Origin of the sequence: Jannaschia sp. R86511 (assembly GCF_042466345.1) — a bacterium.
In the GTDB taxonomy this organism is placed as follows: domain Bacteria; phylum Actinomycetota; class Actinomycetes; order Actinomycetales; family JBBAYJ01; genus Aquipuribacter.
In genome coordinates this window covers 3,713,780-3,735,674 of record NZ_JAXHCD010000001.1, presented here as the reverse complement: position 1 = coordinate 3,735,674, position 21,895 = coordinate 3,713,780, and the positions used below count along the sequence as shown (strand labels likewise).

15 protein-coding genes are annotated in these 21,895 nt (G+C 74.7%); 9 read left to right on the top strand and 6 right to left on the bottom strand.

Annotated features, from left to right (window positions below):
* Positions 1-111: 111 nt before the first annotated feature.
* The 4 genes from SJY06_RS17380 to SJY06_RS17365 all read left to right on the top strand — a co-directional run bounded on the left by SJY06_RS17380 (position 112) and on the right by SJY06_RS17365 (position 4,722).
* Positions 112-1,809: a methylmalonyl-CoA mutase gene (locus SJY06_RS17380; protein ID WP_380168788.1), complete on the top strand. Its 1,698-nt coding sequence runs from the start codon at positions 112-114 to the stop codon at positions 1,807-1,809.
* Between the two features lie 111 nt (positions 1,810-1,920).
* A complete protein-coding gene (locus SJY06_RS17375) occupies positions 1,921-2,559 on the top strand; it encodes a hypothetical protein (protein WP_380168787.1) in 639 nt (212 codons plus the stop codon).
* Complete coding sequence (locus tag SJY06_RS17370) at positions 2,556-3,755, top strand: hypothetical protein (protein ID WP_380168786.1); 1,200 nt, start codon at positions 2,556-2,558, stop codon at positions 3,753-3,755. Before SJY06_RS17375 ends, SJY06_RS17370 begins: the two co-directional genes overlap by 4 nt.
* Before the next feature lie 16 nt (positions 3,756-3,771).
* Positions 3,772-4,722: a tetratricopeptide repeat protein gene (locus SJY06_RS17365; RefSeq protein ID WP_380168785.1), complete on the top strand. Its 951-nt coding sequence runs from the start codon at positions 3,772-3,774 to the stop codon at positions 4,720-4,722.
* A 72-nt stretch (positions 4,723-4,794) separates the two neighbouring features.
* Here SJY06_RS17365 and glgB read toward each other — a convergent pair whose 3' ends face one another.
* Positions 4,795-6,996, bottom strand: a complete 2,202-nt coding sequence (gene glgB, locus SJY06_RS17360; protein WP_380168784.1) for a 1,4-alpha-glucan branching protein GlgB — start codon at positions 6,994-6,996, stop codon at positions 4,795-4,797.
* Between the two features lie 58 nt (positions 6,997-7,054).
* Positions 7,055-7,687, bottom strand: a complete 633-nt coding sequence (locus tag SJY06_RS17355) for a hypothetical protein (protein ID WP_380168783.1) — start codon at positions 7,685-7,687, stop codon at positions 7,055-7,057.
* Positions 7,688-7,755: 68 nt separating this feature from the next.
* Here SJY06_RS17355 and SJY06_RS17350 point away from each other — a divergent pair, with 68 nt between their 5' ends.
* A complete protein-coding gene (locus tag SJY06_RS17350) occupies positions 7,756-8,673 on the top strand; it encodes an ABC transporter substrate-binding protein (protein WP_380168782.1) in 918 nt (305 codons plus the stop codon).
* 68 nt (positions 8,674-8,741) lie between these two features.
* Here SJY06_RS17350 and SJY06_RS17345 read toward each other — a convergent pair whose 3' ends face one another.
* The 3 genes from SJY06_RS17345 to SJY06_RS17335 are packed head-to-tail and all read right to left on the bottom strand — an operon-like array spanning position 8,742 to position 14,129.
* Entirely contained in the window at positions 8,742-10,193 is a 1,452-nt protein-coding gene (locus tag SJY06_RS17345) for a hypothetical protein (RefSeq protein ID WP_380168781.1), read from the bottom strand.
* Positions 10,190-11,944, bottom strand: coding sequence for a maltose alpha-D-glucosyltransferase (gene treS, locus SJY06_RS17340; protein WP_380168780.1), 1,755 nt, complete (start codon positions 11,942-11,944; stop codon positions 10,190-10,192). Before treS ends, SJY06_RS17345 begins: the two co-directional genes overlap by 4 nt.
* A 58-nt stretch (positions 11,945-12,002) precedes the next feature.
* Complete coding sequence (locus SJY06_RS17335; protein ID WP_380168779.1) at positions 12,003-14,129, bottom strand: maltotransferase domain-containing protein; 2,127 nt, start codon at positions 14,127-14,129, stop codon at positions 12,003-12,005.
* A gap of 246 nt (positions 14,130-14,375) precedes the next feature.
* On the opposite strand from SJY06_RS17335, the gene SJY06_RS17330 reads away from it, so the two are divergent.
* Both SJY06_RS17330 and glgP read left to right on the top strand, forming a co-directional pair.
* Positions 14,376-14,672: a DUF1540 domain-containing protein gene (locus SJY06_RS17330; RefSeq protein WP_380168778.1), complete on the top strand. Its 297-nt coding sequence runs from the start codon at positions 14,376-14,378 to the stop codon at positions 14,670-14,672.
* Between the two features lie 84 nt (positions 14,673-14,756).
* Positions 14,757-17,333 carry an alpha-glucan family phosphorylase gene (gene glgP / locus SJY06_RS17325; protein ID WP_380168777.1) on the top strand — a complete coding sequence of 859 codons (2,577 nt, stop codon included), beginning with the start codon at positions 14,757-14,759 and terminating at the stop codon, positions 17,331-17,333.
* A gap of 244 nt (positions 17,334-17,577) precedes the next feature.
* Here glgP and glgX read toward each other — a convergent pair whose 3' ends face one another.
* The gene (glgX, locus tag SJY06_RS17320; RefSeq protein ID WP_380168776.1) at positions 17,578-19,848 is read right to left on the bottom strand and encodes a glycogen debranching protein GlgX; all 2,271 of its coding nucleotides are present in this window, start codon (positions 19,846-19,848) and stop codon (positions 17,578-17,580) included.
* Between the two features lie 45 nt (positions 19,849-19,893).
* Here glgX and SJY06_RS17315 point away from each other — a divergent pair, with 45 nt between their 5' ends.
* Complete coding sequence (locus SJY06_RS17315; protein WP_380168775.1) at positions 19,894-20,742, top strand: enoyl-CoA hydratase/isomerase family protein; 849 nt, start codon at positions 19,894-19,896, stop codon at positions 20,740-20,742.
* A 1-nt stretch (position 20,743) separates the two neighbouring features.
* The gene (locus SJY06_RS17310) at positions 20,744-21,790 is read left to right on the top strand and encodes a class I SAM-dependent methyltransferase (protein ID WP_380168774.1); all 1,047 of its coding nucleotides are present in this window, start codon (positions 20,744-20,746) and stop codon (positions 21,788-21,790) included.
* The last annotated feature ends 105 nt before the right edge of the window (positions 21,791-21,895 follow it).

Sequence of the window (21,895 nt, the reverse complement as noted above, 5' to 3'; positions counted from 1 at the left end):
GTCGATCGGACGCAGCGGCACGGGCGCCGGTTCCCCGGCCCGGGCGGGCGCGGGCGCGTCGTAGGCTTCACCGGGACGAGTCCGACACCGACGTCGGCACGGGAGGTCACGATGGACGCGCGCGCACGCTGGCAGGCACGGTTCGAGGCGGCCGAGGCCGCGGGCCGGGTCCGGGACGCCGACTTCACCACCCTGTCGGGGCTGCCGGTGGAGCCGGTGTACGGGCCCGAGGGCGAGGTCGACGAGCGCATCGGCTGGCCCGGCGAGTACCCGTTCACCCGCGGTCTGCACCCGACGGGCTACCGCGGCCGGGCCTGGACGATCCGGCAGTTCGCCGGCTTCGGCAACGCCGAGCAGTCCAACGACCGCTACAAGAAGATCCTGGCCCAGGGCGGCGGCGGGCTGAGCGTGGCCTTCGACATGCCGACCCTGATGGGCCGCGACTCCGACGACCCCCGCAGCCTGGGTGAGGTGGGTCACTGCGGCGTGGCCGTCGACTCCGCGGCCGACATGGAGGTGCTGTTCCGCGACATCCCGCTGGACCAGGTCACGACCTCGATGACGATCTCCGGGCCGGCCGTGCCGGTCTTCTGCATGTACCTGGTCGCGGCCGAGCGGGCCGGGGTGGACACCCGGGTGCTGGACGGCACGCTGCAGACGGACATCTTCAAGGAGTACATCGCGCAGAAGGAGTGGCTGTTCGGCCCCGGCCCCCACCTGCGCCTGATCGGCGACCTGCTCGAGCACTGCGCCGCCGAGGTGCCGCGGTTCAAGCCGGTCTCGGTGTCCGGCTACCACATCCGCGAGGCCGGCTCCACGGCCGCGCAGGAGCTCGCGTTCACGCTGGCCGACGGCTTCGCCTACGTCGAGCTGGGGCTGTCGCGCGGGCTGGACGTCGACGTGTTCGCGCCGGGGCTGTCGTTCTTCTTCGACGCGCACATCGACCTGTTCGAGGAGGTGGCCAAGTTCCGGGCCGCCCGCCGGATCTGGGCCCGCTGGCTGCGGGAGCGCTACGGCGCCACGACCGACAAGGCCCAGTGGCTGCGCTTCCACACCCAGACCGCCGGGGTGTCGCTGACCGCGCAGCAGCCGTACAACAACGTGGTCCGCACGGCCGTGGAGGCGCTGGCGGCCGTGCTGGGCGGCACCAACAGCCTGCACACCAACGCCCTGGACGAGACCCTCGCCCTGCCCAGCGAGCAGGCGGCCGAGATCGCGCTGCGCACCCAGCAGGTGCTGGCCGAGGAGACGGGCGTGGCCAACGTCGCCGACCCCCTGGGCGGGTCCTGGTACGTCGAGGCGCTCACCGACCGGATGGAGGCGGAGGCGGAGCGCATCTTCGCCACCATCGAGGCGATGGGCGAGACCGGCCGCGACCGTGACGCCGAGGGGCGGGTGGGCCACGACATCGGCCCCATGACCTCCGGCGTGCTGCGGGGCATCGAGGACGGCTGGTTCCTGACCGAGATCGCCGACGCGTCCTTCGCCTACCAGGTGGCCCTGGAGAAGGGCGACAAGCGCGTGGTCGGCGTCAACTGCCACACCGAGTCGGTCAGCACGCCGCTGGAGATCCTGCGGGTCGGCCACGAGGTCGAGACCGACCAGGTCGCCGCCCTGCAGGCCCGGCGGGCGGCGCGGCACGACGACCGGGTGACGGCGTCGCTGGCGGACATGCTCGCGGCCGCGCGCGAGGGGCGGAACATGCTGCCGGCCATGCTCGAGGCCTGCCGGGCCGAGGCCACCCTGGGCGAGATCTGCGACGCGCTGCGGGCGGAGTGGGGCGAGTACACCGAGCCGGCCCGGTTCTGAGCGCCGGCCCGGTCATGACCCCCTGAGCCGGGGCCCCGCCGCGCGGGGCGACCCGCGGCACCCCGTGCGGCCTGACCGGCGCCCCGGTGCTGTGCCCCTATCCTCGCGGGCGTGGTGCCTCGTGTCGTCCCCACCGCGGTGGCGGCGCTGGGGCTCGTCCTCGCCGTCGTGGGCGTCGTCGTGCTCACCCTCGCGGCCCCCGACCAGCAGGTCGGCGGGCGCACCCAGGCGGCCACGGTCCTGACGACGGGGCCCGGTGTGGCCGCCCTGACCGGCGAGCCGCTGGAGGTGCAGGTGGGCGGCGAGGCGTTCGTCGGGGTGGGCCGGCAGGCCGACGTGACGGCCTGGCTCGCCGGGGTGGCGCACATCCGGGTGGACGGGGTCGCGTCGACCACCACCCTGCGCGCCGTGCCGGTCGACGGGGCCGAGCCCGGGACCCTCGACCCGTCCGCCGACCCCGAGGCCGCCGACGTGTGGCAGCAGGAGGTCAGCGGCGCCTCGCCCCGGCTGCGGCTGGAGGCGCCCCGCGCGGACCAGGCCCTGGTGGTCGTGACGGCCGGGCCGGACGCGGTCGACCTGCGCTGGGAGCGGTCCGCGACCCACCCCGGGGCGTGGCCGCTGCTGCTCGGCGGCGTGCTGCTGCTGGCGCTGGGGCTGGCCTGGCTGGTGGCGCTGAACGCCCGCCGGGCCCGCCTGGCCCGGCGGTCCCGGCCGCGACCCCGGCCCCGCGACCCGGCCGGTCGAGCGTGACGCGGGCCGTCGCCGTGCCCGGCCGGGCGGCCCCGGGCCGGTCAACGGCGGTCGCCGTGCTGCTCGCGCTCGCGCTGAGCGGCTGCGCGGGGCTGCCGACGGCCGACCCGGCGGCGGGGCGGCCCGCGACCGGTGCCGCCGCGCCGGTGGTCACGGCCGAGCAGGCGCAGCGGGTGCGCAGCGAGGTGGCTGCCCGGCTGCAGGCGGCCCGGGAGGCCGCCGACCCCGACCTGGTCCCGGCCGGGGCCCTGGGCCCGGCCGAGGCGTTCGCCCGGCTGCGGGTGGCGCAGGACGGTGCGCAGCCCGGCGGGCTCGCCCCGGACCCGGAGCCGGCCACCGTGCTGGTCGCGCCCCAGGTGGCGGGCTGGCCGCGCTGGTTCGCCACCGTGACCGTGCCCGGCGCCGGGACGAGTCCGGACGCCGGGGCGCTGACCGGGCCGACGACGGCCGCAGCCACGACGGCCGGGACGACGACGTCGGGGGCGACGTCCGGGTCGACGACGTCCGGGTCGACGACGTCCGGGTCGACGACGTCCCCGGCCGCGCTGCCCGTCCTGGAGCTGTACGACGCCCAGGACGTGCGCTCGCCCTACCGGCTCTGGGCCCGCATGACGATGCTGCCCGGGGCGCGGCTGCCGACCTTCCCGGCCGTCGAGGTGGGGGCGGACGCGCTGGCCGACGGGACCGGTCCCGAGGGGACCGGTGACGACGGCACGGCCGAGCCGTCGGAGGAGGACGAGCTCCGCCTGGCGCTCGCGGACCTGGCTGAGCGGTACGCGTCCGTGCTGAGCGACGGCGACGCCAGCCCGGCCGCGGCGGAGTTCGAGCCCGACCCGTTCGTGTCCGCCGTCCGGGCCCGCACCGAGGCCGAGCGGGCGGCGGTCGACGCGGTCGCGACCACCGTGGTCACGCACGAGGCGTACGCCGGCGGCGACCTGCTGTACGCGGTGCGGGGCGCGGACGGCGACGTCCTGGCGGTCACGGCGGTGGAGTCCACCACGACCATGACGGCCCGGCCGGGGGCCGGGGTGCTCCGCCCGGACGCCGAGGTGGCCGCCGTCGCGGGAATCGACGAGACCGACGGCACGTTGTCCACACGGTCGCTCGCGGCCCTCGCCTTCGTGGTGCCCGCGGAGCAGGGTGCCATCCGGCTCGTCGCGGTCGGCGAGGGCCTCGTGGCGGCCGACGCTTCATGACGAGAGGATCAGCACCATGACCCAGCCGATGCCCGGACCCAGCCTGCGTGGGGCCGTCGACCTTTCCGCCCTCGCGCGGCCCGCCGCCCCCGCCGCACCGCCGGGCGCCGCCCCCACCGGGGGGCCCGCCCCGACCGGGGTCGTCGTCGACGTCTCCGAGGCCGACTTCGACGCCGTCCTGCAGCAGTCGCTCACCGTCCCGGTGGTCGTCGACCTGTGGGCGGAGTGGTGCGGGCCGTGCAAGCAGCTCTCGCCGGTGCTGGAGAAGCTGGCCGTGGAGTACGCCGGCCGGTTCGTGCTGGCCAAGGTCGACGTGGACGCCAACCCGCGCATCGCGCAGGCGTTCCAGGCCCAGTCCATCCCCATGGTCGTCGCCCTGATCAAGGGCCAGCCAGTGCCCATGTTCACCGGTGCCGTCCCCGAGGCGCAGGCCCGTCAGGTCATCGACGAGCTGCTCAAGGTCGCCGCGCAGAACGGGGTCAGCGGCACCGTCGACGTGGGTGAGGCCGACCCCGAGGCCGCCGCCGCCCCCGAGGAGCCGCCGCTGCCCCCGCTGCACGCCGCGGCGGCCCAGGCGTTCGAGGTCGGTGACTACGACGCCGCGGTCACGGCCTTCACGCAGGCGCTCAACGAGAACCCCGCCGACGCCGACGCCAAGGCCGGCCTGGCCCAGGCCCAGCTGTTCGGCCGGGTCGACGCCCTGCCGGCCGACGTCATGACCGGGCTGGCCACCGCGGCCGCCGACGACCCGACCAACGTCGACGCCGGCCTCGCCGTGGCCGACCGGGACCTGTTCGGCGGGCACGTGGAGGACGCGTTCGCCCGGCTCGTCGACCTGGTGCGCGTCACCGGCGGCGACGACCGCGCCCGGGTCCGGACCCGGTTGGTCGACCTGTTCGAGGTCGTCGGCGGCGACGACCCGCGCGTCGCCCAGGCCCGGGTGAAGCTGGCCAACGCGCTGTTCTGAGCGCAGGACGGCGAAGCACGACGAAGGGCCCGGGGGAAGTCCCCCGGGCCCTTCGTCGTCCCGTCGCGCGGGTCAGTCCGCCGGGGTGAGCCAGACCGTGGCCAGCGGCGGCACCCGGAGCACGGCGGAGGCGGGGCGGCCGTGCGACGGCGTGTCGTCCGCGGTGACCAGGCCCAGGTTGCCGACCCCGGAGCCGCCGTACTCCTCGGCGTCGGTGTTGAGGACCTCCCGCCAGGCGCCGGCCTGCGGCAGCCCGATCCGGTACTCCTCGTGCGGGTTGCCCGCGAAGTTCGTGATGCACGCGACGGGCTTGCTGCCCGCGGCCGTGCGCAGCCAGGCGAAGACGTTCCGCCCGTGGTCGTCGGCGTCCAGCCACTGGAAGCCCGAGGAGGCGAAGTCGTCCGCCCACAGCGCCCGGTTGTCGACGTAGGTCCGGTTGAGCTGGCCCACCATGTCGTGCAGCCCGCGGTGCCACGGGGTGTCCAGCAGCCACCAGTCCAGCGACCGGGACTCGCTCCACTCGGCCTCCTGGCCGAGCTCGCTGCCCATGAACAGCAGCTGCTTGCCCGGGTGGGCCCACATGTAGCCCAGGTAGGCCCGCACGGTGGCCAGCTGCTGCCAGCGGTCGCCCGGCATCTTGCGCAGCAGCGAGCCCTTGCCGTGCACGACCTCGTCGTGGCTGATGGGCAGCACGTAGTTCTCGCTGAACGCGTACACCAGCGAGAACGTCATCTGCTGGTGGTGGTACTGCCGGTTGACCGGGTCCTCGGCGACGTAGCCGAGCGAGTCGTGCATCCAGCCCATGTTCCACTTCAGGCCGAAGCCGAGCCCGCCCAGGTGCGTCGGCTGCGTGACGCCCGGGTAGGCGGTCGACTCCTCGGCGATCGTGACGATGCCGGGGACGCGCTTGTACGCGGTCGCGTTGAGCTCCTTGAGGAACTCGACGACCTCGAGGTTCTCGCGCCCGCCGTGGACGTTGGGCTCCCACTCGCCGTCCTTGCGCGAGTAGTCCAGGTAGAGCATCGAGGCCACCGCGTCGACCCGCAGGCCGTCGACGTGGAACTCCTCCAGCCAGTACAGGGCGTTGGCGACGAGGAAGTTGCGCACCTCGCTGCGGCCGTAGTCGAAGACGAGCGTGCCCCACTCCGGGTGCTCGCCCCGGCGGGGGTCGGAGTGCTCGTACAGCGGCTCGCCGTCGAAGCGGGCCAGCGCGAAGGAGTCCTTGGGGAAGTGGGCCGGCACCCAGTCCATGATCACGCCGATCCCGGCCTGGTGGAGCCGGTCCACCAGGTGCCGGAAGTCGTCGGGGTGGCCGAACCGGCTGGTCGGGGCGTAGTAGCCCGTCACCTGGTAGCCCCACGACCCGCCGAAGGGGTGCTCCGCGACCGGCAGCAGCTCGACGTGGGTGAAGTTGAGCTCCTTCACGTAGGCCACGAGCTCCTCGGCCAGCTGTCGGTAGGAGAGCCCCTGGCGCCACGAGCCCAGGTGCACCTCGTAGACGCTCATCGGGCCGTTGTGCACGTCGCGGGAGGCACGCTCGGTCAGCCACTGCTCGTCGCCCCAGGAGTAGGAGGACTGCGTGACCACGGAGGCGGTGGACGGGGGCACCTCGGTGTGGCGGGCCATCGGGTCGGCCTTCTGGTGCCAGTGCCCGTCCCGGCCCAGCAGCTCGAACTTGTAGCGGGTGCCGGCGCCCAGGCCGGGGACGAACAGCTCCCAGACCCCGGTGCCCCCCAGGGAGCGCAGCGAGTGGGTGCGCCCGTTCCAGGAGTTGAAGTCGCTGACCAGGCGGACGGCACGGGCGTTGGGGGCCCAGACGGAGAAGCTCGTCCCCTCGCTGGGGCCGAGCGGGCCCTCGTAGCTGCGCACGTGGGCGCCCAGGACGGTCCACAGCTGCTCGTGGCGGCCCTCGCCGATCAGGTGCAGGTCGATCTCGCCCAGGCTGGGCAGGTAGCGGTAGGGGTCGTCGACGGTGTGGACCGCCTGGCCCTCGTTGCTGTCGTAGGCGACCTCGAGGCGGTAGTCGGAGACCTGGGCGCCCGGCAGCAGCGCCGTCCAGATGCCGTCGTGCTCGTGGTGGGCGTCGGTGCGGCCGGCCTCGGTCAGCACCGTGACGCTGCGGGCGAACGGCTTGAGCGTGCGGACGGTCACCCCGTCGGGACCTGCGTGCGCACCGAGGACCCCGTGGGGATCGTGGTGGGCGCCCGCGGCGACGGCGGCGAGCACGTCCCGCGGCACGTCGTTCGGGCGCAGGGCCGTCTCGTCGGTTGTCATGACCCCCATCCTGCCGAGGAGATCACCAGGCGCAAACCCTCGGGCGGGTCGGGCGGGGCTACGGCGAGGCCAGGCCCTGGATCTCGTAGTCGGTGGCCACCTCCAGGCCGCCGTCGTCCACCCGGGCGTCGACCTCCCAGGTCTCCACCAGCCCGCTGCGGTTGCGGCGCAGGCCCAGCTCGGCGTCCCCGGCGTTCTCGGAGCGCTGGGTCTCCCGCCAGCCGTCGGCCAGCTCGACGTCACCCACGAGCACCGCCTCGCCGTCCTGGACCAGGTCGACCGAACCGGCCCCGCCGAGCCGGAGCGGCCCGGCCGGCGGGGGGTCGAAGAGCTGGTCCACCTCGATCTCGAGGATCCCGCTCTGGTAGCCGACCTCGACCGTGGTGCGGACGTCGCCGGAGCGCAGGTCGATCTCGATCTCGTCTGGTCCCACCTCCTCGTCGACGACCTGCCAGCCCGGGGCCGGTCGCATGGCCACCAGCTCCAGGCCGCGCGGGGCCAGGCGGAACTCGATGTCGCCGACGTCGGCCACCGGCCACACCCCGTCCCGCATCCCCTCCACCAGCTCCGGGCCGGTCACCGGGTCCGACGGGGGGTCGGGGGCCGGGTCCGACGCGGTGCAGGCGCCCAGGACGGTCGCGGCCACCAGGACGGTCCCCGCGACGGTGGCCAGGGGGCGCAGGCGGCTCATGCGCCGGACCGTACAGCGTCCGGATGAGCCGCCTCTCATGATCCGCGGAGGCGTCCTACCCTGGCCGGGTGAGCACCCCCAGCCCGCAGCGAGTGGTCTCGCTGCTGCCCTCGGCCACCGAGATCGTCTACGCCCTGGGGGCCGCGGACCGGCTGGTGGGTGTGACGTTCGAGTGCGACCACCCGGCGGCGGCCCGCAGCGACCACGCGGTGGTGGTCGGCGGCAGCGACACCACGGGGCTCACCCCGCGCGAGATCGACGCCCAGGTACGGGCGCGGGCGGCGGCCGGCGAGGACCTGTACACGCTGCACGAGGGGGCGCTGCGCGGCCTGGACCCGGACCTGGTCCTGACCCAGGACCTGTGCCGGGTCTGCGCCCTGCCCTCCGACGTCGTCGACGACGCCCTGGCCCACCTGGGCTGCTCGGCGGACGTGCTGGCGCTGGACCCGGCCTCGCTGGACGACGTCCTGGACACGGTCCTCACCGTCGGGGCGGCGCTGGGGGAGGCCGCGCGGGCCGAGGCGGTGGTGGCCGGTCTGCGCGACCGGCTGCGGGCGGTCGCCGACGCGGTGGCCGGCCGGGACCGGCCGCGGGTGGTCGTCGTGGAGTGGGTGGACCCGCCGTTCGCGGCCGGTCACTGGGTGCCGGACCTGGTCGGCGCCGCCGGCGGCCTGGAGGTGCTGGGCACGCCCGGCGGCCGGTCGGTGACGACCGGCTGGGCCGAGGTGGTGGCGGCCCGGCCGGACGTGGTGCTGGTGGCCCCCTGCGGCTACCACCTGGACGCCGCCGTCGAGCAGGCGCAGGAGGTGGTGCGGGCGCTGGCCGCGGCCGGGGCGCCGGACGTGGCCGTGTGGGCGGTGGACGCCGACGGCCTCGTGGTCCGGCCGGGCCCGCGGCTGGTCGACGGGGTCGAGGCGTTCGCCCGCATCCTGCACCCGCAGGCCCTGGGTGCGCCCGAGGCGGCTGCGGCCCGTCGGGTGCGCTGAGCGCCCGGCCGGGCGACCCGGGCCGGGTCCGGGTCCGGTCCGCGTCAGGGGCCCGGTTCGGGGCGGGGTCAGCCCAGCAGGCGGGTGACGGCGCCCAACGGGATCGGCAGCCACTCCGGCCGGTTGCGGGCCTCGTAGACGGCCTCGTACAGCGCCTTGTCCAGCTCCAGCGCCCGCAGCAGGGCGGCGTCGTCGCGGGGGTCGCGGCCGCTGACGCCGCCGTAGCCCTCGCAGAACGCGGCCCGGGCCGCCGCGGCCCACGCCTGGGCCCCGCCCGCGCCGTCACGGCCCTCGTCGGTCCCCTCACGGCCCTCGTCGGTCCCGTCACGGCCCGCGTCGGTCGCCCGGGTCCGGTCAGCCCCGTCGCCGCGGCTCACGGTGTCGTGGCCTGCGGCGTAGTCCAGCGAGCGCAGCATGCCCGCCACGTCGCGCAGGGCCAGGTCTGGCACGGTGCGCTCGGCCAGCGGTCGCAGCGGCTCACCCTCGAAGTCCAGCAGCACCCAGCCCCGGTCGGGGGCGTGCAGCACCTGGCCCAGGTGCAGGTCGCCGTGGACCCGCTGCAGGGCGGGCAGGTCCGCCAGGTCGTCCAGGGCGGCGGCGTGGGCGTCGAGCCGCTCGGCCAGCGGGTCCAGCTCGCGCACGGCGTCCCGGGCCCAGGTGACGCGGGCGCGCAGCGCCTGCACCATCCGGGCGCGACCCGCCTCGTCGACGACCGTGGTGCCGAAGGCCGCAGCCAGGTCCTGGTGCACCCGGGCCGTGGCGGCCCCCAGCCCGCGGGCCTGCTCGTCGAACGGGGCCTCGGCGGCCACGGCGGCCAGGGCCACCCGCCAGGCGTCCTCGCTGCCGGCCAGGAAGTACACGGCCACGGCCAGGTGGCCCCGGACGGATGCCGACCCGCCCTCGGCCGCGGCCCAGGACCCCTCGAGCCAGCCGCGCAGCCCCGGCACGTGCGGGCAGCCGACCCGGGTCAGGGCGGCCAGCACCTCGACGTCGGGGTTGGCGCCCGGGTGCAGGGTGCGGAACACCTTGACGATGACGGGCCCGCCGTCGTCGGGCTCCACGATGATGCTGGTGTTGGACTGCTCGCCCCGCAGCACGCGCGACGGCGAGCCCGGCCGGAGGGCGCCCGCGCCGTCGGCACCGCGCATCGACGCCAGCAGCGCGTCGACGTAGGCCGGGTCGTGCGGGCCGTCGTAGACCCACCGGGTGCGGCCGTCGTCCTCCAGGGTCCCCAGCAGCGCGTGCTCGGCGCCCGCCAGCGGCTGCGAGCGAGAGGTCAGCGGCACCTGCACGACGTCCAGACGGTCGCCGGAGTCCAGCCCGACGACGTGGACCACGACCTGGACGTCCCCGTCGCCCGCCGGACCGGCCGGCCCGCCGCTGCGTCCGGCGCGGCCCACCGGCACCGGCCAGGGGTAGGTGCCGAGGTCGCGCAGGCCGACACCGCGGCCCTTGGCCGGGTACCAGCGCTGGGCGGGCATCCAGGTGTGCAGCAGGCCCGTCAGGCCGTCGCCGCTCACGAGGCGACCGGGTCGACGAGGCGCAGCCAGAAGAAGTCGCGGCTGCCCAGCGTCAGGGTGATGCGCCCGTCGGCCCCCACGTCGGGGAAGCCGTTGCCGCCGAACAGGTCGACCACCCGGGCGCCGGCGTGGCCGGGCACCGTGAGGGTGACCGCCTGCGGCGAGGACGCCAGGTTGTGCACCGCCAGCACGGTCTCGGGGTCCTCGTGCTCACCGCCCGGGGTGTCGTGGTCGAGCACCCGCAGGAACGACAGCACGGTCTCGTTGTCGCAGGCCGGGCTGTCGGTGACGACGGTGCCCGGGTCCACCAGCGGCAGCGCGACGAACGAGCCGAGGCCGAACACCGGGTGGCGCTTGCGCAGCGCGAGCATGCCGCGCACCCAGTGCAGCAGGGACGAGCCCTGGGCCAGCTGGGCCTCGACGTTCACCCCGCCGAAGTGGTTGGTCAGCGACTGCACGACCGGCAGGTAGAGCTTGCCGGGGTCGGCCACGGTGGAGAAGCCGGCGTTGCGGTCCGGGTTCCACTGCATCGGGGTGCGGACGCCGTCGCGGTCGTCCAGCCAGATGTTGTCGCCCATCCCGATCTCGTCGCCGTAGTACAGGCACGGGCTGCCCGGCATCGACAGCAGCAGCGCGTGGATCAGCTCGATCTCCGCGCGGCTGTTGTCCAGCAGCGTGGCCAGCCGGCGCCGGATGCCGACGTTGGCGCGCATCCGCGGGTCGGGGGCGTACCAGCCGTACATCGCGGCGCGCTCCGACGTGGTCACCATCTCCAGGGTGAGCTCGTCGTGGTTGCGCAGGAACGTGCCCCACTGCCCGGTCGCGGGGATCTGCGGGGTGTCGGCGAGGATGTCCAGCACCGAGCCCGCCCGCTCGTCGCGCAGCGCGTAGTACAGCCGCGGCATCACGGGGAAGTGGAAGCACATGTGGCACTCGGGGGCCTCGTCGTCGCCGAAGTACGGCGTGACCTCGGCGGGCCACTGGTTGGCCTCGGCCAGCAGGATCCGGCCCGGGTACTCGGTGTCGACGACCTTGCGGACCTTGGCCAGGAAGTCGTGCGTCCGGGGGAGGTTCTCGCAGTTGGTGCCCTCCTCCTCGAACAGGTAGGGCACGGCGTCCAGGCGGAAGCCGTCGATGCCCGCGTCCATCCAGAACCGGACGACGTCGATGATCGCGTCCTGCACGGCCGGGTTCTCGAAGTTCAGGTCCGGCTGGTGGCCGAAGAACCGGTGCCAGAAGTACTGCCGCCGCACCGGGTCGAAGGTCCAGTTGGACGTCTCGGTGTCGACGAAGATGATGCGGGCGTCGGCGTACTTGTCGTCGGTGTCGCTCCAGACGTAGAAGTCGCCGTAGGGCCCGTCGGGGTCGCTGCGCGAGGCCTGGAACCACGGGTGCGCGTCGGAGGTGTGGTTCATCACCAGGTCGGTCACGACGCGGATGCCCCGGGCGTGCGCGGCGGAGACCAGCTCGGTGAACTGCGGCAGCGTGCCGAACTCCGGCAGCACGGCGTAGTAGTCGCTGATGTCGTACCCGCCGTCGCGCAGCGGCGAGGCGTAGAACGGCGGCAGCCACAGGCAGTCCACGCCGAGCCACTGGATGTAGTCCAGCTTGTCGATCAGGCCGCTGAAGTCGCCCGAGCCGGACCCGGTGGAGTCCGAGAACGCCCGGACCAGGACCTCGTAGAAGACGGCCTTCTTGTACCAGTTGGGGTCGTTGTCCAGCCCGGGGCTGGACAGCTGAAGTCCCTGCACGTTGTCGCTCTCCTAGCTGTGGCGCGGGTGTCGCGGGGCGGGTCGTGCCGGGCAGGCGTCAGTGGGCGCGGACGGCGAACACGTGGGCCGTGGCGTCGTACGGGTCGAGCCGCACGTAGTTGTACCCGGCCCAGGCGTAGGTCTGCCCGCTGAGCAGGTCGTGCACGGAGTAGCCGGCGTCCGCAGGCAGGCCCAGGTCCCGGCTGTCGACGTGGACCATCGTCTCGTGCGTGGAGTGCGGGTCCAGGTTGACCACGACCAGGACGGTGTCGGCCCGACCGGTGGGGGAGTGCTCGGCGGGGACGTGGCGCGAGTAGGCGATGACCGCGTCGTCGTCCGTGCGGTGGAACGTGATGCCGCGCAGCCGCTGCAGCGAGGGGTGGGAGCGGCGGATCTCGTTCAGCCGCGTCAGCAGCGGGGCCAGCGAGCGGCCCTCGGCCTCGGCGGCGGCCCAGTCGCGCGGGCGGTACTCGAACTTCTCGTTGTCGATGTACTCCTCGGCCCCGGGCCGGGCGACGTGCTCGCCCAGCTCGTAGGCGGCGTAGATCCCCCAGCTCGGCACCAGCGTGGCCGCGAGCACGGCGCGCAGCCGGTGCGCCGCGGGCCCGCCGTACTGCAGGAACGCGTGCAGGATGTCGGGCGTGCTGGGCCAGAAGCTCGGCCGCATGTAGTGCGCGGACTCGGTCGCCAGCTCCGTGACGTACTCCGTCAGCTCCTCCTTCGAGGTCCGCCACGTGAAGTACGTGTACGACTGCTGGAAGCCGACCTTGCCCAGGGTGCGCATCATCTGCGGCCGGGTGAACGCCTCGGCCAGGAAGATGACCTCCGGGTGGGCCTCGTTGACGCGGCCGATCACCCACTCCCAGAACTCGACCGGCTTGGTGTGGGGGTTGTCGACCCGGAACACCGTGACGCCCCGGCTGATCCACAGCTCGAGCAGGCGCAGCGACTCCGCGTAGATGCCCTCGGGGTCGTTGTCGAAGTTGACCGGGTAGATGTCCTGGTACTTCTTGGGCGGGTTCTCGGCGTAGGCGATGGTGCCGTCGATGCGGGTGGTGAACCACTCCGGGTGGGTCGTGGCCCACGGGTGGTCCGGCGCCGCCTGCAGCGCGAAGTCCAGCGCCACCTCCAGCCCCAGGTCCTTGGCCCGGGCCACGAAGTGCGCGAAGTCGTCCTCGTCGCCCAGGTCGGGGTGGATGGCGTCGTGCCCGCCGTGGCGGGACCCGATGGCCCAGGGCGAGCCGGGGTCGCCGGGACCGGGCTCGAGGGTGTTGTTGCGGCCCTTGCGGTTGACCTCGCCGACGGGGTGGATGGGCGGCATGTAGACGATGTCGAAGCCCATCGCCGCGACGGCCGGAAGCCGCTCGGCCGCCGTGCGGAACGTGCCGGACACCCAGCGGCGCTCCTGCTCGTCGTAGCGGGCACCCTCGCTGCGGGGGAAGAACTCGTACCAGGCGCTGAACAGGGCCCGCTCGCGCTCGACCCGCAGCCGCAGCGGCGCGGAGGCCGTGACGAGGTCCAGCACCGGGTGGCGCCGGACCACGGCCTCGACCTCCGGTCCCACCGCGGGGGCCAGCCGCGCCCCGACGGGGCGGGCCGTGTCCAGCAGCGCGGTGACGGCGTCCTCGAGCAGGTCGACGGCTCCGGTGTCGCCCGCGGCGCGGGCGAGCTCGACGGCGCGGCGCAGGACCGGCACGCCCTCGGCGAGCATGACGTCGACGTCGACGTCGGCGGCGATCTTGACCGTCGCGTTGTGCTCCCACGTGGCGTACACGTCGGAGGCGCCCTCGACGTGGAAGGTCCAGTCGCCTGTGGCGTCCGGCACCAGGTGGGCGCCGTAGCGGTCCGAGCCGGGGGCGATCTCGGTCATCGCCACCCGCGCCTTCTCGGTGCCGTCGGGGGCGGTGAGGACCGCGGTGGCGGCCAGCGCGTCGTGCCCCTCGCGGAACACGGTCGCGCGGACGGGCACGGCCTCGCCGACCACGGCGCGGGCGGGCCAGGTGCCGTCGTCGACCCGCGGCGTGACGTCGAGCACGGGGATGCGTCCGGCGCGGCGGCCCGAGAGGTCGACCGGAGCCGGCGTCGCCCGTCCGGCCGACGGGGCACCGGGTGCGGCGGCGGTCGGGGGGGCCGCGGGCGCGGGGGTCGACGGGGAGGGGCGGGCGGACGTCCGGTCGGCTACCACGCGACGACCGTACCGAGAGGCGGCAGCCTGCGGCACTTCCACGGCGCCCTGCCCGTCGTGCCGGGCCGGTCAGTGCTGCCTGACCTCACCTGATTACGCAACACGACAGCGGCTAAACCCGGTCCTGACCTGCGACGATGTGATGCGTGTCGGGTTCCGTAAATGGCGGCCCGAGGTTATGGTCGTGACCACAGACCGGCGCTCGCCGTCCCGGGCGACCGTCCAGCCCGAGCCAAGGAGCCAGCCATGCCCGTCGGTGCCGCACTGCCCATCGTCCACTCCTGCGAGGCGTCGTCGTGCGCCTACAACGGCGAGCACACCTGCCACGCGGCCGCCATCACCATCGGCAACAGCGGCTCCGCCTCCTGCGAGACGTACCTCGGCGCCGACGTGCGCGGCGGCACGGAGTCCGGCGCCGCGGCGGTGGGCGCCTGCAAGGAGTCCGGCTGCGTGCACAACGTCCGCCTGGAGTGCACCGCGGCCGAGATCGAGGTCGACTACAGCGCCGGCCACGCCGTCTGCCTCACCCACGCCACCGCCTGACGTGGGGGCCCGCAGCCCCCGTCCGGTCCCATCTGGGGGACAGCGGTTCCGTCCGGGGTACGTAAGCGCTTACGCTCCCGTCACGTGAGAGCAATCCGGCGGTTCACCGTCCGCACCGTGCTGCCCGAGTCCCTGGCCCCCCTGGGCGACCTGGCCCTCAACCTGCGCTGGTCCTGGCACGCGCCGACGCGAGAGCTGTTCGCCTCGCTCGACGCCGCCAAGTGGGCCGAGGCGCAGGCGGAGCCGGCCCGTCTGCTGGGCATGCTGAGCCCCGAGGAGCTGGAGGCCCTGGCCGCCGACCCGGCCGTCGTGGCCCGCGTCCGGGCTGCGGCCGACGAGCTGCAGGAGTACCTGACGAGCGACCGCTGGTACCAGCACCAGCAGGACGTCCCCGCCGCCGTGGCGTACTTCTCGCCGGAGTTCGGCATCGCGGCCGCGCTGCCGCAGTACTCCGGCGGCCTCGGCATCCTGGCCGGCGACCACCTCAAGTCGGCCTCCGACCTGGGCGTGCCGATCGTCGGCGTGGGCCTGTTCTACAAGACCGGCTACTTCAAGCAGTCGCTGAGCCGCGACGGCTGGCAGCAGGAGACCTACCCGGTGCTGGACCCCGACGGCCTGCCGCTGTCGATCCTGCGCGAGGCCGACGGCACCCCCGGTGTCGTCACGGTCGGTCTGCCGGGCGGGCGCCAGCTGCACGCGCACGTCTGGCGCTCCCAGGTCGGCCGCGTCCCGCTGCTGCTGCTGGACTCCGACATCCCCGAGAACGACGAGCGCGCCCGCACCGTCACCGACCGGCTCTACGGCGGCAGCAAGGAGCACCGGCTGCAGCAGGAGATGCTGCTGGGCATCGGCGGGGTGCGCGCCCTGCGCCTGTTCAGCCGCCTGACCGGCTCGCCGCAGCCGGAGGTGTTCCACTCCAACGAGGGTCACGCCGGCTTCCTGGGCCTGGAGCGGATCCGCGAGCTGGTGCAGGAGGGCCTGGCGTTCGACGAGGCCCTGGAGTCGGTGCGCGCCGGCACGGTGTTCACCACCCACACCCCGGTGCCGGCCGGCATCGACCGCTTCGGCCGGGACCAGATCGAGACCTACTTCGGCGGGGACAACGCCGTGGCGGGCCTCGACGTGCACAAGATCCTGGCCCTGGGCGCCGAGGACTTCGCCGGCGGCGACCCCAGCGTGTTCAACATGGCCGTGATGGGCCTGCGCCTCGCGCAGCGCGCCAACGGCGTCTCCCGCCTGCACGGCGTGGTCAGCCGCGACATGTTCGAGGGCCTGTTCACCGGCTTCGACCCCACCGAGACGCCGATCAGCTCCATCACCAACGGCGTGCACCACCCGACCTGGGTCGACACCCGCGTCGTCGACCTGATCGCGAAGCACGGCGGCGTGGACGGCGACGGCTCCGACCGCGGCGCCGTCGACTGGGCGTCGGTGGCCCACGTCCCCGACGAGGACATCTGGGCCCTGCGTCGCACGCTGCGCGAGCAGCTGGTGGTGGAGGCCCGCCGCCGGGTGCGCCGCTCGTGGCTGCGCCGCGGCGCCTCGCCCGCCGAGCTGCGCTGGGTGGACGACGCGTTCGACCCGGACGTGCTGACCATCGGCTTCGCCCGCCGGGTGCCGACCTACAAGCGGCTCACGCTCATGCTGCGCGACCCGGAGCGGCTGCGCTCGCTGCTACTGCACCCGACGCGTCCGGTCCAGCTGCTCATCGCAGGCAAGTCGCACCCGGCCGACGAGCAGGGCAAGCGGCTCATCCAGCAGGTCATCCGGTTCGCCGACGAGCACGACGTGCGCCACCGGATCGCGTTCCTGCCCAACTACGACATCGCCATGGCGCAGTCGCTGTACCCGGGCTGCGACGTGTGGCTCAACAACCCGCTGCGCCCGCTGGAGGCCTGCGGCACGTCGGGCATGAAGTCGGCGCTGAACGGCGGGCTCAACCTGTCGATCCTCGACGGCTGGTGGGACGAGTGGTACGACGGCGAGAACGGCTGGGCGATCCCCACCGCCGACGGCGTCGACGACCCCGACCACCGCGACGACCTCGAGGCGGCCGCGCTGTACGACCTGATCGAGACCTCGGTCGCGGCGCGGTTCTACGACCGGGACGAGCACGGCCTGCCGCGGCGCTGGCTGCAGATGGTCCGCCACACCCTGGCCACGCTCGGGCCGAAGGTCCTGGCCGACCGGATGGTGGCCGACTACGTCAACGAGCTGTACGCCCCCAGCGCGCGCGGCTCGCGCTCGCTGGAGGCGGCGCCGGGCCACGCCGGGGCCAAGGAGCTCGCGGCCTGGAAGAACCACGTCACGGCGGGCTGGCACGCGGTCCGGGTGGACCACGTCGAGTCCGGTGACGTGGCGGACAGCCCGCAGGTGGGCGACTCGCTGCGGGTCGACGCCTACGTCAGCCTGGGCGACCTGCGGCCCGAGGACGTGTGCGTCGAGCTGGTCCACGGCCGCGTCAACGACGCGGACGCGCTGACCGACACCGCCAGCGCCACGCTGGAGCACACCGAGTCCTACGAGCACGGCCGGCACAAGTTCTCCGCCACGGTGGAGCTGCGCCGCACCGGCCCGTTCGGCTACACGGTCCGGGTCCTGCCCACCCACGGGGCGCTGGCCTCGGTGGCCGAGATGGGCCTGGTCGCCAACGCCGGCTGAGCCCGCACCACCCGGGTCCCACCACCCGGGTCCGGGTCCCACCACCCGGGTCCGGGTCCCACCACGCGGGTCCGGGTCCCACCACGCGACTCCCACCACCGATCGCCGAGAAGGCCCCATCGGCCCGGCCTGAGCACCTCAGGGCGACGATGGGGCCTTCTCGGCGTCGTGCGGGGGCGGTCGGGCGGGGGTGGTCGGGGGGTAGTGGTCGGGCCGGGGTGGTCGGGCGGGCGGGCCTCGCGGGTCAGGGGCGGATGGCCCGGAGCACCGTGAGGCTGCGGGGCGGCACGGCCACCCGGGTGCCGCCCAGCTCGTCGCGCGGGGGGACGCCGAAGCCGCCGCCGGGCCCGGCGGGCCAGACGGGGCGCGCCTGCTCGCTGGACCAGACCGGCCGGAAGCGCTCCGCCCAGGGCGGCTCGGGCAGCTGCACCTCGCGGCGATGGGCGCCGCCGTGCAGCACGACCAGGAACGACGCCGGCCGCAGCGGGGCGCCGTCGGGGCCGGTGACCCGGTCGGCCACCGCGACGCCGTCGCCGTTGAGGAACATCAGCAGGGTCCGTCGCCACGGGTCGGACCAGTCGTCCTCGGCCAGCTCGTCGCCGTCGCCGTCGAACCAGCCGACGTCCCGGGTCCCGTCCTCGCGACGCTCCGGGCGGGGCCCGAAGAACCGGTCCTGGCGCAGGACCGGGTTCTGCGCCCGCAGCCGCAGCAGGAACGCCGTGGTGTCGGTCAGGTCGCGCTGCCAGGGCGCCAGCTGCCAGTCGTGCCAGGTGGTCGCGTCGTCCAGGCAGTAGCCGTTGTTGTTGCCGCGCTGGGTGCGGCCCAGCTCGTCCCCGGCCAGCAGCATCGGCACCCCGGTCGAGACCGCCAGGGTGCCCAGCAGCGCCCGCAGCGTCCGGCGCCGGGACTCCGTGACGACCGGGTCGTCGGTGGGCCCCTCGTGACCGTGGTTCCAGGACAGGTTGTGCCCGTGGCCGTCGCGGTTGTCCTCGCCGTTGGCCTCGTTGTGCTTGTGGTCGTAGGTGACCAGGTCGGCCAGGGTGAACCCGTCGTGCGCGGCGATGAAGTTGACCCCGGCCAGGGGGCTGCGGGCACCCGTGCGGCGCGGCCCGCCGAACAGGTCCTCGGAGCCGACCAGCCGGGTGGCCAGGTCGCGCACGCCCGGCCCGGGCCGGCCCTCCAGCTCCGCCCGCGAGCCCGCCAGCCAGAAGTCGCGCACCGAGTCGCGGTACCGGTCGTTCCAGTCGGCGAACGGCACGGGGAACTGCCCGGTCCGCCAGCCGTACGCCCCGATGTCCCAGGGCTCGGCGACGAGCTTGGTCCCGGCCAGCACCGGGTCGGTCCGCGCGGCCACGAAGAACGGGTGGTCGGGGTCCCAGCCGCCCGTGCCGTCGGTGTCGTCGGCGCGGCGGGCCAGGGCGGGGGCCAGGTCGAAGCGGAACCCGTCGACGCCCATCTGCTGCACCCACCAGCGCAGCGAGTCCATCGTCAGCCGCACGACCTCCGGCTGGGAGGAGTCCAGGCTGTTGCCCGTACCGGTGACGTCGCGGTACGCGCCGCCGTCGGTGCGGTAGTAGGTGGCGTTGTCCAGCCCGCGCCAGGACAGGGTCGGCCCGCCGACGCCGCCCTCGCAGGTGTGGTTGTAGACCACGTCGAGCAGCACCTCGACGCCCGCGGCGTGCATCGCCCGCACCATGTCGCGGAACTCGGTCAGGACGGCCGACGCGTCCTCGCCGCGGCGCACGGCGGCGCTGTAGCGCGGCTCGGGCGCGAAGTAAGACAACGTGTTGTAGCCCCAGTAGTTGACCGCGCCGCGGGCGGCCAGGTGCTCCTCGGCGGTGCTGGCGTGCACGGGCAGCAGCTCGACCGCCGTGACCCCCAGCCGTTGCAGGTGGGCCAGCACCGTGGGGTGCGCCAGGCCGGCGTAGGTGCCCCGCAGCTCGGGCGGCACCCCGGGCATGCGCATGGTGAGCCCGCGCACGTGCGTCTCCAGCACCACGGTCCGCGACCAGGGGTGGTGCGGCCGGTCGTCGGCCAGCGGCGCGGGGTCCGCGACCACGACGCCGACCGGGGTGTGGCCGAGGGAGTCCAGCCGGCTGCGCTGCTCGCTCGGCCGGTCGTCGACGACCACGTGGTCCTTGACGGCGGGGCCCATGACGACCGCGCCCTCCAGGACCCGGGCGTAGGGGTCGAGCAGCACCTTGTCCGGGTTGTGACGCTGGCCGCGGGCCGGGTCCCAGGGCCCGTGCGCCCGCAGCACGTACCGCTGACCGGCCCCGACCCCGCTGACGTGACCGTGGTGGACCCCGTCGGTCACGGCCGGCAGGGTGAGCCGCTGCTCGGCCCAGCCAGTGGGGCTGGTGGGGTCCGGGCTCAGCAGGCACAGCTCGACTCGCTCGGCGTGCGCGGCCAGCACGGCCACGTCGACCCCGTCACCGACCGGTCGGCAGCCCAGCGGGTACGGCCGACCAGGACCGCTCACGCGGACCTGGGGCGCCCCGGCGTCGTCGACCACGTGCGCAGTCTGCCCACCCCTGGCCCGGCTGGCAGACTCGGGTCCATGGATCGGGCGGAGCAGACCGGTACGGACGGGGCCGCGGGGCGCGCGGACGGGGCGACGGCGCCGGTGCGCTGCGGGGAGCACGTCAGCTTCTCCGTCGACGGGCGGATCGGCACGCTGCGCCTGGAGCGCCCGCCGATGAACGCCATCGACGCCGCCGTGCGCGACGGCATCCGTGAGGCCGTGGCCCACGCGCGCAGCAGCGGGGTGGGGTCCCTGGTCGTGGTCGGCTCGGCGAAGGTCTTCGCGGCGGGGGCCGACATCAAGGAGATGGCCGGTCTGGGCCCGGCCGACGTGCTGCACCTGGCGCGCGACCTGCAGGGCGCCCTGGACGAGCTGGCCGCGCTGCCCGTGCCCACGGTGGCCGCGATCACCGGCTACGCCCTGGGTGGCGGGTTCGAGCTGGCCCTGGCCTGCGACTTCCGCGTCGTCGACGCCGAGGCCCGGGTCGGCCTGCCCGAGATCACCCTGGGCCTGATCCCCGGGGGCGGCGGCACGCAGCGCCTGGCCCGGCTCGTCGGCAGCGCCCGGACCAAGGACCTGGTGTTCTCCGGCCGGATGGTCGGCGCGGAGGAGGCGCTCGCGCTCGGCCTGGCCGACGAGGTCGCGCCGGCCGGCACGGCCGAGCAGGCCGCCCGGGCCCGGGTCGCGCGCTACGTCAACGGGGCCGCGGTCGCGGTCGGGGCCGCCAAGGACGCGATCGACCACGGCCTGGACGGCGACCTGGCCAGCGGCCTGCAGCTGGAGCGGGCGCTGTTCGCCGCGCTGTTCGGCACCCGGGACGCCCAGCACGGGCTCGCCTCGTTCGTCGAGCGGGGGCCCGGCAAGGCCGAGTTCGAGGGGCGCTGACGTGCCCGACGAGACGCCCGACGGCGGGCCCGACCGGACCGGCGACGCGACACCCGCCGACCCGCCCCGCACCACCCCTGCCGACCGGGTCGCCCCCGCGGTCCGGCCGGCCACCGAGGCCGAGGTCGAGGCCGCCTGGGACGACACCGACCTGGCCCAGGTGCTCTACCACGACTGGGAGTCGGGCACCTACGACGACAAGTGGTCGATCAGCTTCGACGAGCGCTGCATCGCCTTCGCCGCCGACCGGTTCGCCCACGCCCTGGGCCCCGCCGCGGCCGGCACCTCCCGGCCGATGGGCCGGGCCCTGGAGATCGGGGCCGGCACGGGGTTCTTCTCGCTCAACCTGCGCCAGGCCGGCTGGCTGGACGAGGTCGTGGTCACCGACGTGTCGCAGGGCATGGTCGACGTCGCCCTCGGCAACGCCCGCAACCTCGGCTACGACGACGTCGAGGGGGCCACGGCCGGGATCACCGAGCTGCCGTACCCGGACGACTCCTTCGACCTCGTGCTGGGCCACGCCGTGCTGCACCACGTGCCCGACGTCGAGGCCGGCCTGCGCGAGTGCCTGCGCGTGCTGCGCCCGGGCGGACGGTTCGTGTTCGCCGGGGAGCCCACCGTGATCGGCGACCGCTACGCCCGCGCCCTGGGCCGGGCCACCTGGGCGCTGACCACCCGCGTCACGCACCTGTCGCCGCTGCGCGAGCGGTGGGCGCGCAGCAAGGAGGAGCTCGACTCCTCCTCGCGGGCGGCCGCGCTCGAGGCCGTCGTCGACCTGCACACCTTCGACCCGTCCGAGCTGGCCCGCACCGCGCTGCGCGCCGGCGCCGTCGACGTCACGACGGCGACCGAGGAGCTGCTGGCCGCGTTCCTGGGCTGGCCGGTGCGGACCTTCGAGGCGGCCGTCAACCCCGACCGGCTCGGCTGGGGCTGGGCGATGTTCGCCTACAAGGGCTGGCAGCGCCTGGGCGCGGTCGACAAGGTGCTCAACCGGGTCCTGCCGGACGCGCTGTTCTACGACGTCTCGGTCACCGGCACGAAGACCTGAGCGGACGCGGGCCCGGCGCCCCGGCCCGCTCAGGTACCTGAAGCACGGGTGAGAGGACTCTCACCCAGATGAGAGCCCTGCCACGGGGCGCTCATGGTGGTCCCA

What these genes read in the sequence shown, in the direction of transcription:
- SJY06_RS17380 (WP_380168788.1), top strand. Translation starts at nt 112, where the DNA reads ATGGACGCGCGCGCACGCTGGCAGGCACGGTTCGAGGCGGCCGAGGCC.
- SJY06_RS17365 (WP_380168785.1), top strand. Translation starts at nt 3,772, where the DNA reads ATGACCCAGCCGATGCCCGGACCCAGCCTGCGTGGGGCCGTCGACCTT.
- SJY06_RS17315 (WP_380168775.1), top strand. Translation starts at nt 19,894, where the DNA reads ATGGATCGGGCGGAGCAGACCGGTACGGACGGGGCCGCGGGGCGCGCG.
- SJY06_RS17355 (WP_380168783.1), bottom strand. Translation starts at nt 7,687, where the DNA reads ATGAGCCGCCTGCGCCCCCTGGCCACCGTCGCGGGGACCGTCCTGGTG.
- glgB (WP_380168784.1), bottom strand. Translation starts at nt 6,996, where the DNA reads ATGACAACCGACGAGACGGCCCTGCGCCCGAACGACGTGCCGCGGGAC.
- SJY06_RS17330 (WP_380168778.1), top strand. Translation starts at nt 14,376, where the DNA reads ATGCCCGTCGGTGCCGCACTGCCCATCGTCCACTCCTGCGAGGCGTCG.